The sequence below is a fragment of the Actinomadura logoneensis genome, from assembly GCF_003428695.1.
Classification (GTDB): Bacteria; Actinomycetota; Actinomycetes; order Streptosporangiales; family Streptosporangiaceae; genus Spirillospora; species Spirillospora logoneensis.
Window position 1 is genome coordinate 1 of record NZ_QURH01000987.1, and the last position, 10,418, is coordinate 10,418.

The 10,418-nt window shown below is 72.9% G+C and carries 8 protein-coding genes; 3 read left to right on the forward strand and 5 right to left on the reverse strand.

The genetic code is table 11. From position 1 onward, the window contains the following. Nucleotides 1-2,347, forward strand: a 2,347-nt coding sequence (locus DZF91_RS33670) for a RelA/SpoT family protein (RefSeq protein ID WP_407920962.1), incomplete at its 5' end; no start/stop codon positions are given. A gap of 133 nt (nucleotides 2,348-2,480) precedes the next feature. On the opposite strand, the gene aspS is transcribed toward DZF91_RS33670, so the two are convergent. From aspS to DZF91_RS33685, 3 genes are read right to left on the reverse strand one after another with little or no spacing between them, the layout of a single operon-like run. Then, complete coding sequence (gene aspS, locus DZF91_RS33675) at nucleotides 2,481-4,268, reverse strand: aspartate--tRNA ligase (RefSeq protein WP_117361086.1); 1,788 nt, start codon at nucleotides 4,266-4,268, stop codon at nucleotides 2,481-2,483. Beyond that, a complete protein-coding gene (hisS, locus tag DZF91_RS33680) occupies nucleotides 4,265-5,557 on the reverse strand; it encodes a histidine--tRNA ligase (RefSeq protein WP_117361087.1) in 1,293 nt (430 codons plus the stop codon). Before hisS ends, aspS begins: the two co-directional genes overlap by 4 nt. Before the next feature lie 8 nt (nucleotides 5,558-5,565). Beyond that, on the reverse strand, nucleotides 5,566-6,261 hold the full coding sequence (locus DZF91_RS33685) for an MBL fold metallo-hydrolase (RefSeq protein ID WP_117361088.1): 696 nt from the start codon (nucleotides 6,259-6,261) through the stop codon (nucleotides 5,566-5,568). Nucleotides 6,262-6,553: 292 nt separating this feature from the next. Here DZF91_RS33685 and DZF91_RS33690 point away from each other — a divergent pair, with 292 nt between their 5' ends. Both DZF91_RS33690 and DZF91_RS33695 read left to right on the forward strand, forming a co-directional pair. Next, a complete protein-coding gene (locus DZF91_RS33690; protein WP_117361089.1) occupies nucleotides 6,554-7,351 on the forward strand; it encodes a peptidylprolyl isomerase in 798 nt (265 codons plus the stop codon). 97 nt (nucleotides 7,352-7,448) lie between these two features. Continuing rightward, nucleotides 7,449-8,684 (forward strand): DUF349 domain-containing protein, encoded by a 1,236-nt coding sequence (locus DZF91_RS33695; protein ID WP_235834758.1) that lies wholly within the window; start codon nucleotides 7,449-7,451, stop codon nucleotides 8,682-8,684. A gap of 255 nt (nucleotides 8,685-8,939) precedes the next feature. On the opposite strand, the gene DZF91_RS33700 is transcribed toward DZF91_RS33695, so the two are convergent. Further along, on the reverse strand, nucleotides 8,940-9,632 hold the full coding sequence (locus DZF91_RS33700) for a TIGR03086 family metal-binding protein (RefSeq protein ID WP_117361091.1): 693 nt from the start codon (nucleotides 9,630-9,632) through the stop codon (nucleotides 8,940-8,942). A 159-nt stretch (nucleotides 9,633-9,791) separates the two neighbouring features. Beyond that, nucleotides 9,792-10,418: DUF305 domain-containing protein (locus DZF91_RS33705; RefSeq protein WP_147341514.1), on the reverse strand; the 627-nt coding region annotated here is incomplete at its 5' end.

The window sequence follows — 10,418 nt, forward strand, 5'->3', positions numbered from 1 at the left end:
GAATCCCGCGGGCAGGGGCCGCCCGGCCGGGAAGTCCCCGGCCGGCGGGACCCCGGCCGCGGGCACCCCGTCCGAGCCCGCCCCCGCGGGCTCCGGGACGGCACCGATCCCACCGTCAGCGGCCAGGGTGCGGCGCAGGCTCGCCCGGCTCGGATCCCAGCGCGGTCCCGCCATGAACCCGGTACTCGAACCACTCATCAAGACCGTCCGCAACACCCATCCCAAAGCCGACCTGCGGCAGATCGAGCGCGCCTACGACGTGGCCGCGCACTACCACCGCGACCAGAAGCGCAAGAGCGGCGACCCGTACATCACCCACCCGCTCGCCGTCACCACGATCCTCGCCGAGCTCGGGATGAACACCGAGACGCTGTGCGCGGCCCTGCTGCACGACACCGTCGAGGACACCGAGTACACCCTGGAGGAGCTGCGCGCCGACTTCGGCGACGAGATCGCCGCCCTGGTGGACGGCGTGACCAAGCTCGACAAGGTCAAGTACGGCGAGGCGGCCGAGGCCGAGACCGTCCGCAAGATGGTCGTCGCGATGTCCCGCGACATCCGGGTCCTGGTGATCAAGCTCGCCGACCGGCTGCACAACATGCGCACGCTGCGCTACATGCCCCGGCACAAGCAGGAGAAGAAGGCCCGCGAGACGCTGGAGGTCTTCGCCCCGCTCGCGCACCGGCTGGGCATGAACACGCTGAAGTGGGAGCTGGAGGACCTGTCCTTCGCCACGCTCTACCCCAAGCGGTTCGACGAGATCGCCCGGCTGGTCTCCGAGCGCGCCCCGCGCCGGGACGTGTTCCTGCAGGAGGTCATCGAGGCCGTCTCCGCCGACCTGCGCGAGGCCAAGATCAAGGCGACCGTGGTCGGGCGGCCCAAGCACTACTACTCGATCTACCAGAAGATGATCGCCCGGGACGTGGACTTCGACAAGATCTACGACCTGGTCGGCATCCGGATCCTGGTGGACACCGTCCGCGACTGCTACGCGGCGCTCGGCACCATCCACGCGCGGTGGAACCCGGTCCCCGGCCGGTTCAAGGACTACATCGCGATGCCGAAGTTCAACATGTACCAGTCGCTGCACACCAGCGTGATCGGCCCCGAGGGCAAGCCGGTCGAGCTGCAGATCCGCACCTGGGGCATGCACCGGCGGGCCGAGTACGGGGTGGCCGCCCACTGGAAGTACAAGGAGGAGACGGTCGGCGGCCGCAAGGCGGCCGACATGCAGTGGCTCCGGCAGCTGCTCGACTGGCAGAAGGAGACCGCCGACCCGGCCGAGTTCCTGGAGTCGCTGCGCTTCGACCTGTCGGTGTCGGAGGTGTTCGTCTTCACCCCCAAGGGCGACGTGATCGCGCTGCCGCAGGGCGCGACGCCGGTCGACTTCGCCTACGCCGTGCACACCGAGGTCGGGCACCGCACGATCGGCGCGCGGGTGAACGGCCGCCTGGTGCCGCTGGAGTCCGTCCTGGACAACGGCGACACCATCGAGATCTTCACCAGCAAGGCCCCGGACGCCGGGCCGTCCCGCGACTGGCTGAACTTCGTCAAGTCGCCGCGCGCCCGCAACAAGATCAAGCACTGGTTCTCCAAGGAGCGCCGGGACACCGCGATCGAGTCCGGCAAGGACTCCATCGCCCGCGCGATGCGCAAGCAGAACATGCCGCTGCAGCGCATGATGTCGGGGGAGGCGCTGCTCGTCCTCGCCCGCGACCTGCGCTACCCCGACATCTCGTCGCTGTACGCGGCGGTCGGCGAGGGACACATCTCGGCGCAGAGCGTCGTGCAGAAGCTGGTGGAGGCCCTGGGCGGCGTCGAGTCCGCCGAGGAGGACCTCGCCGAGATCGCGCTGCCGACGCGCCGCAAGCGCACCCGTCCGGCGGGCGACCCGGGCGTCGTCGTCGCCGGCGACCCGGACGTGTGGGTCCGGCTGTCGCGCTGCTGCACCCCGGTCCCGGGCGACGACATCGTCGGGTTCGTGACGCGCGGCAACGGCGTGTCGGTGCACCGCGCCGACTGCTCGAACGTCACGCAGCTCAAGGAGCAGCCGGACCGGCTCATCGACGTCCGCTGGTCGCCCGGCGAGGACTCGGTGTTCCTCGTCGCGATCCAGGTCGAGGCGCTGGACCGTCCACGGCTCCTGTCGGACGTCACGCGCGTGCTGTCCGACCAGCACGTGAACATCCTGTCGGCGTCGGTCACCACCACCCGCGACCGGGTCGCCGTCAGCCGCTTCACCTTCGAGATGGGCGACCCCAAGCACCTCGGGCACGTGCTGAAGGCCGTCCGGTCGATCGACGGCGTGTACGACGTCTACCGCGTCACCAGCGGCACCAACCGCTGACCGCCGAGCCCGCGAGCACCGACCGGGCATCGGCAGGGGCGCACACGGCGCACACGAGGAAGGGCCGGTCCGATCGGACCGGCCCTTCACTCATGCCCTGGGCATCACTCGCCGGACGTCACCTGGGCGGACGTCACGCCCCGGCGGCCTCCGCCGAGGTGCTTCCGGGCGCCTCGTCCTGGTTCTCGGGGACGAAGTCGATGCCGGCCTCGGAGCGCTGCTCCGGGGTGATCGGCGTCGGCGCGGCGGTCAGCGGGTCGTACCCGGACGCGGCCTTCGGGAAGGCGATCACGTCGCGGATGGACGACTCGCCCGCCAGCAGCATGGTCACCCGGTCCCAGCCGAACGCGATCCCGCCGTGCGGCGGCGGGCCGAACTTGAACGCCTCCAGCAGGAACCCGAACTTCGACTCGGCCTCCTCCTTGGACAGGCCCAGCACGTCGAACACCTTCTGCTGCATCTCGGCCTGGTGGATACGGATCGAGCCGCCGCCGATCTCGTAGCCGTTGCAGACGATGTCGTAGGCGTTGGCGAGCGCCGCGCCCGGGTCCGAGGCCAGCAGGTCGGCGTGCTCGGGCTTGGGCGCGGTGAACGGGTGGTGCACCGCGGTCCAGCCGATGTGCTCGCCCTTCTCGTCCTCGACGGACTCGAAGACCGGCGCGTCCACGACCCAGCAGAACGCCCAGGCGTCCCGGTCGATCAGGTCCTTGCGGCGGCCGATCTCCAGCCGCGCCGCGCCGAGCAGCTCGCGGGTCGCGTGCGGCTTGCCCGCGCCGAAGAAGATCGCGTCGCCGGGCTCGGCGCCGACCTTCGCGGCCAGGCCCGCCTTCTCCTCGTCCGACAGGTTCTTGGCGACCGGGCCGCCGAGGGTGCCGTCCTCCTGGACGAGGACGTAGGCGAGGCCGCGCGCGCCGCGCTGCTTGGCCCAGTCCTGCCAGCCGTCCAGCTCCTTGCGGGTCTGGGCGGCGCCGCCCGGCATGACGACCGCGCCCACGTAGGGGGCCTGGAACACCCGGAACGAGGTGTTCGCGAAGTACTCGGTCATCTCGGTCAGCTCGAGGCCGAACCGCAGGTCCGGCTTGTCCGAGCCGTAGCGGGCCATGGCGTCGGCGTAGGTGATGTGCGGGATCTCGCCGATCTCGTGCCCGAGGATCTCGCGCCAGAGCCGCCGGACCAGGTCCTCGGCGACGGCCAGCACGTCGGACTGCTCCACGAACGACATCTCGATGTCGATCTGGGTGAACTCGGGCTGCCGGTCGGCGCGGAAGTCCTCGTCCCGGTAGCAGCGGGCGAGCTGGAAGTACCGCTCCAGGCCGCCGACCATCAGGAGCTGCTTGAACAGCTGCGGCGACTGCGGCAGCGCGTACCAGTGGCCGGGGCGCAGCCGCGCCGGCACCAGGAAGTCGCGCGCGCCCTCGGGCGTGGACCGGGTCAGCGTCGGGGTCTCCACGTTCACGAAGCCGTGGTCGCGCATGACCTCGTTGACGATGTAGGTGCCCTGCGAGCGGATCCGCAGGTCGCGGGCGACGCTCTCGCGGCGCATGTCGAGGTACCGGTACTTGAGCCGGATCTCCTCGTTGACGTTGACGTCGCCCTCGATCGGGAACGGCAGCGGCGCGGACTCGCTCAGCACCTCGATCTCGGTCGCGGCGACCTCGATCTCCCCGGTGGGCAGCTCGGGGTTCTCGTTGCCCTCCGGACGGATCCGGACCTCGCCGGTGATCTTGACGCAGAACTCCGACCGCAGGTCGTGCGCGGTGTCCTCCTCGCGGAACACGACCTGGGCGGTGCCCGAGGCGTCCCGCAGGTCGATGAAGGTGACGCCCCCGTGGTCGCGGCGGCGCGCCACCCAGCCGGCCAGCGTCACCTGCTGCCCGGCGTGCTCCCTGCGGAGCGTCCCCGCCTCGTGCGAGCGGATCATCGTGAAAGCCTTTCCTTCAACGTCGAAGTGGTGTCGGTGAGCGGGACGGGCGTCTGCTCGCCGGAGGCCAGGTCCTTGAGCTGGACGACCCCCTCGGTGATGTCCCGCTCGCCGAGGATCAGCGCGAACCGCGCGCCGGACCGGTCGGCGTCCTTCATCGCGCCCTTGAGCCTCTTGCCGCCGAACGCCATGTCGGCGGCGATCCCGGCCTCGCGCAGCCCGGCGACCAGGTCGAACACGCGCCGCTCGGCCGCCTCGCCCAGCGGCACGGCGAACACCTCGCAGCGCGGCTTGGGCGCGAAGGCGGGCTCCTGCTCCGCGGACCGCTCGGCGGCCTCCGCCTCCAGGGCGAGGATCGTCCGGTCCAGGCCGAGGCCGAAGCCGATGCCGGGCAGCTCGGGGCCGCCGATGTCCTCGGACAGGCCGTCGTAGCGTCCGCCGCCGCCGATGCCGGACTGGGCGCCCAGCATCGGGTGGTCGAACTCGAAGGTGGTGCGGGTGTAGTAGTCCAGCCCGCGCACCAGGGTCGGGGTGTCCTCGAAGGCGATGCCGAGGTCGCCCAGCAGCTCGCGGACCCGGTCGTGGTACGCCTTGCAGTCGCCGCACAGGTGGTCGGCCATCAGCGGCGCGCCCGCCAGCTGCTCGCGGACGGCCGGGCGCTTGTCGTCCAGCACGCGCAGCGGGTTGATCTCGATGCGCTCGCGGGTCGCCTCGTCCAGGTCCAGGCCGCGCAGGAAGTCCTGCAGCAGGGCCCGGTAGGCCGGACGGCACCGCTTGCAGCCGAGCGAGTTCAGCAGCAGCCGCACCCGGGTGAGCCCGAGCGAGCGGTACCAGCCCGTCGCGATCGCGATGACCTCGGCGTCGACGGCCGGGTCCTCGCTGCCGATCGCCTCCAGGTCGAGCTGGTAGAACTGCCGGTAGCGGCCCTGCTGGGGGCGCTCGGCGCGGAACGCGGGACCGCTCGTCCACACCTTGACCGGCAGCCCGCCCTGCTTGTGCAGGTTGTGCTCCAGGACGGCGCGCAGCACCCCGGCGGTGAACTCCGGGCGCAGCGTCAGCGACCGCCCGCCGCGGTCGGTGAAGGTGTACATCTCCTTGGAGACCACGTCGGTGGACTCGCCGACACCCCGCTTGAACAGGTTGGTGTCCTCGAAGACCGCCATCTCCAGGTAGCCGTAGCCGGCCAGCCGGGCGCGCTCGGCGAACGCCTCGCGCACGGCGTAGAAGAGGTCCGCGCGGGGCGGCACGTACTCACTGATGCCCTTGGGGGCCTGGAAGCTCGAACTCATGTCTGGGGTCAGAATCCCTTGTGCGGGCCGTCGGCGGGCTTCAGGTCAGCCAGGAAAGGATTGGTCGCGCGCTCACGGCCGATGGTGGTCTGGGGTCCGTGGCCGGGCAGGACGGCCGTCTCGTCGGGCATGGTCAGGCACACCCGGGAGAGGCTGTCCAGGATCTGCTCGTAGGAGCCGCCCGGCAGGTCGGTGCGTCCGATGGAGCCGGCGAACAGCAGGTCCCCGGTGAACATCACGTCGGGGACCTCGCCGGCGGCCGGGGTCCGGAAGGTCACCGACCCGCCGGTATGGCCCGGCGCGTGGTCGACGGTGATCTCCAGGCCCGCCAGCTCCAGCGTGGCGCCGTCGGACAGCTCCCGGACGTCGTCCGGCTCGGTGAGCGTGAGGCCGCCGAGGAACTGCTGCCTGGTCGCCAGCGAGAGGCCCTTGCCGGGATCGGTCAGCAGGTCGCGGTCGTCCGGATGGACGAAGGCGGGCACGTCCCGGGCGCCGCAGACCGGCGCGACGGACCAGACGTGGTCGATGTGGCCGTGGGTGAGCAGGACCGCGACCGGCTTCAGCCGGTGCTCGCGCAGGATCTCGTCGATCCCGGCCTCGGCGTCCTGGCCGGGGTCGATGATCACGCACTCCTCGCCCGCGGCGGGCGCCACGACGTAGCAGTTCGCGGCGAACGATCCGGCGGGGAACCCGGCGACGAGCACGGTCGTCCTTCCTGTGAATTCGCTGAGTGTGCGGTGGACGCGGGGCGCGCGCGCCGTCCGCTTCCGGACGCCGCGGCGGGGTCCGGCGCTCTCGCCGGGAACCCGCCCGTCACCGCCGCACACGCGGTCCTACGAGGGTACCGGCGCGGCCGGGCCCGCCGCGAACGAGATCCCGCGATCGCCGTGTCGGCCGGGGTTCGGCCGTGTCCCCCGTGGTCGGACGGGCCAACGACGCCCCCGGTACCGCTACTATGCGCTGCACGTTCACCTGATCACACGGAGGGCAGGGCACGTGGCGGGGAAGGACCGCAAGAAGCAGCTCGCGCGGCAGCGTTACGAGCGCCAGCAGGCGCGCCTGGAGGCCGAGCGGGCCCGCGCCCGCAACCTGAGGATCGCGGGCGCGGCCGTCGCGGCCGTCGTCGTCATCGGCGGGGGCTCGGCCGCCGCCTTCGCCCTCAACAAGGACGACAAGAAGGACGGCGCCAAGCCCGAGGCCCAGGCGACGCAGTCGAAGGCCAAGCCGGGCGAGTGCGCCTACAACGCCTCGCAGGACCAGGGCGCCCTGAAGGACGGCTCCAAGCCGCCCGCGAAGCCCGCCTACGCCGGCGCGGTGAAGGCGACGCTGAAGACCACGCAGGGCGACATCGGCCTGACTCTGGACGGCGCGAAGGCCCCCTGCGCCACCAACTCCTTCGCGTTCCTGGCGAGCAAGAAGTTCTGGGAGGGCAGCCACTGCCACCGCCTGTCGACGAGCGCCGGCCTGCAGATGCTGCAGTGCGGCGACCCGACCGGCACCGGCCAGGGCGGCCCGGGCTACAAGTTCGCCAACGAGAACACCCAGGGCGCCAAGTACGGCGCGGGCACCCTGGCGATGGCGAACGCGGGCGCGGACACCAACGGGAGCCAGTTCTTCCTGGTGTACGGAAACTCCCAGCTCCCGCCGGACTACACGGTGTTCGGCAAGATCACCTCGGGTATGGACGTGCTGCAGAAGGTGGCCAAGGGCGGCATCGCCAAGCCGGGCGACGACGGCACGGGCGAGCCCAAGAAGAAGGTCACGATCCAGGACGTCACGATCGCCGGGAAATAGTGGATCGGGATACTAAGGTGTGGAGGGTCCGATGAGTGTGGACACGACCGCGCAACCCGCCGCGCACACGATCGGACCCGCGATTCAGGAGGCAAGGGTGTCCAGCGCGACCGATCCCTGGGGCCGGGTGGACGAGGACGGCACGGTCTACGTGCGCACCGCGGACGGCGAGCGCGTCGTCGGGTCCTGGCAGGCCGGGGCCCCGGAAGAGGCCCTTGGGTACTTCCGGCGCAAGTACGACGCGCTCGTCACCGAGATCGGCCTGCTCGAGCAGCGGGTCCGGACCACCGACCTGCAGCCCCAGCAGGCGCAGCAGAGCATCGCCAAGCTGCGCGAGCAGGTGACCGGGGCGCACGCCGTCGGCGATCTGGACGCGCTGGTGCGCCGCCTGGACGGCCTGGACGAGCTGGTCGGCAAGCGCCGCGAGGAGGTCAAGGCGCGGCGCGAGCACGCCCGGCACGAGGCCCGCGAGGTCAAGGAGCGCATCGTCGCCGAGGCCGAGCGGATCGCGGCCGAGGAGACGCACTGGAAGAACGGCGGCGAGCGGCTGCGCCAGCTGGTCGAGGAGTGGAAGGCCGCCGAGCGCGTCGACCGCCCCACCGAGACCGCGCTGTGGAAGCGGCTGTCGGCCGCCCGCAACGCCTTCACCAAGCGCCGCAAGGCGTACTTCTCCACGCTGGACGACCAGCGCGAGGACGCCCGCCGCGAGAAGGAGCGCCTGGTCGCCGAGGCCGAGGCCATGTCGGGCTCCACCGAGTGGGGCGACACGGCCGCCGCCTACCGCGACCTGATGCGCCGCTGGAAGCTCGCCGGCCGCGCGTCCCGCGAGGTCGAGGAGGAGCTGTGGGCCCGGTTCAAGGGCGCGCAGGACGTCTTCTTCCAGGCCCGCAGCGCCGCGTTCGCCGAGCGCGACGCCGAGCTGCGGGTGAACGCCGAGGAGAAGGAGCGCATCCTCGCCGAGGCCGAGAAGCTGCTCCCGGTCACCGACGTCCGCGCGGCCCGGCAGGCGCTGCGCGGCATCCAGGAGCGCTGGGAGGCCGCCGGGATGGTCCCGCGCGACATGCGGGACCGGCTCGAGGGCCGGCTCCGCAAGGTCGAGGAGACGGTCCGCACCGCCGAGGAGTCGGAGTGGCGGCGGACCAACCCCGAGGCGCGCGCCCGCGCCGAGGCGACCGTGAACCAGCTGCGCGCCTCGATCGAGCAGCTGGAGAAGCGGCTGGAGAAGGCCCGCGCGTCGGGCCGCGACAAGGACGTCCGGGAGGCCGAGGAGGCCCTGGACGCCCGCCGCGCCTGGCTCTCGGAGGCCGAGCGCACCCTCGCCGAGTTCTCCTGACCCGGCGAGACGCCGGCCGGTCCGTCCGGCCGGGCATCGCGTGACGAGCCCGGTGGCCCGCAGGGGCCACCGGGCTCACGCGCGTCGCGACGAAGGCCGGCACGACGCGGCGCGGTGACCGGGGCAGGCGCCCGGGCCGGGCGGTCCCGGACGGGATGGGCTCCGGACGGGATGGGCTCTGGACGGGATGGGCTCTGGACGGGACGGGCGCTGACCGGCGGGTGCGGTGACGGTGAGGCGGCGTGCGGACGGGCGTCAGGTCCCGGACCGTCCGCTGTCCGGGTCGCGGCCGAGGAAGCACAGCAGCCGGGTCTGCTCGTCGGCGCCCGGCGGCGCGGTGAGCGGCGGCCCGAGGTGTCCGGCGGCGCGCATCGGCCCGGCGATCACCCGCGCGGTGGCGAAGGCGTGGTGCACCAGGTCCGGGTCCAGCCGGGGAGGCCGTCCGGCCGCGACCGCGAGGTCCCAGGCGTGGACGAGGGGCTCCAGGACGTGGCCGGACAGGAAGTCGCCGAGCGGCACCTCGCCGAGCCCGCCGAGCGGGATGGGCCGGGCCAGCGCCTCGTCCGACAGCGCCGCCGCGCACTCCTTGCGGGCCGCGCGCCAGGCGAGCATCACGTCGCCCGCGCAGAACCGGCCCGGGTCGGTGTTCACGTCGGGCTGCGGCGCGCCGGTGGCCAGCGCCCTGATCACGTACTGGCCGCCGATCACGTGTCCGGCGACCTGGCAGGCCGTCCATCCGGCGCAGGGCGACGGCGCGTCCCAGTCGTCCGGCGGGACCGCGCCGACCACCGCCTCGAACAGGTCCAGGGCCCTGTCGTAGCCGCCGAGCAGGACCTCCCGGTCCCGGAGACCGGCCGGACGGCGGGCGGGCGCGGGCCTCCGCGGGACGGGGCCGCCGTCCCGGCCGTCTCCGCCGCCCGCCCCGCCGGTCTCCGCGCTGCCCGTCATGCCGCCCAGTCACCCGCGATCGGCGGGCGGTGTCAAGCGGAAACCGGGGCCGATCCGCGCGGACCGGCCCCGATCCGGCCCAACCGGCTCCGATCGGCGGGCCGCGCCGCCGGTCGGAGGGGCGCACGCCTCCGGACGCGTCCGGAGGCGTGCGGGAGATCACGCTGCGGGCGCGCCGCGCTCGGCGAGCATCCGCTCCATGAGTGTGATCTCCGCGCCCTGCCCCTCGACCATGGTCCGGGCCAGCCGCGTGACCTGCGCGTTCCCGCTCCGGCCCAGGACGGCCCCGGCCATCGCGACGCCGCCCCGGTGGTGGGCGATCATCAGCCGCAGGAACAGCGTCTCGGCCTGCCGCCCGGAGGCCTTCCCCAGCTCGGCGAGCTGGGCGGCCGTGGCCATGCCGGGCATCGTCCCGGCGCCGCTCCCGCCCGCGGCCCCGCCGGTCCCACCGGCCTGGCCGTGGGCGCCGTGGCCCATCCAGCGCATCGGCCCGGCCGGGTCGGCCTTGGGCAGGCCCCAGCCGTCCAGCCAGGCCGTCATCATGCCGATCTGGGCCTGCTGGGTGTTGATGATGTCGTACGCCAGCAGCCGCACGGCCTTGTCGCCGGTGCGGTCGCGGACGAGGAACGACATCTCGACGGCCTGCGCGTGGTGGACGCTCATGTCCCGCGCGAACCCCGCCTCCGGGCCTTCGGAGGCGGGCCGCCCGGACCGCTGGGGCCAGCCGACGAGCAGCGCGGCGACCGCGGCCACCGCCACGACGAGGGCGATCGCCGCCCGGCGCCC

What these genes read in the sequence shown, in the direction of transcription:
- aspS (WP_117361086.1), bottom strand. Translation starts at nt 4,268, where the DNA reads ATGATCCGCTCGCACGAGGCGGGGACGCTCCGCAGGGAGCACGCCGGG.
- hisS (WP_117361087.1), bottom strand. Translation starts at nt 5,557, where the DNA reads ATGAGTTCGAGCTTCCAGGCCCCCAAGGGCATCAGTGAGTACGTGCCG.
- DZF91_RS33700 (WP_117361091.1), bottom strand. Translation starts at nt 9,632, where the DNA reads ATGACGGGCAGCGCGGAGACCGGCGGGGCGGGCGGCGGAGACGGCCGG.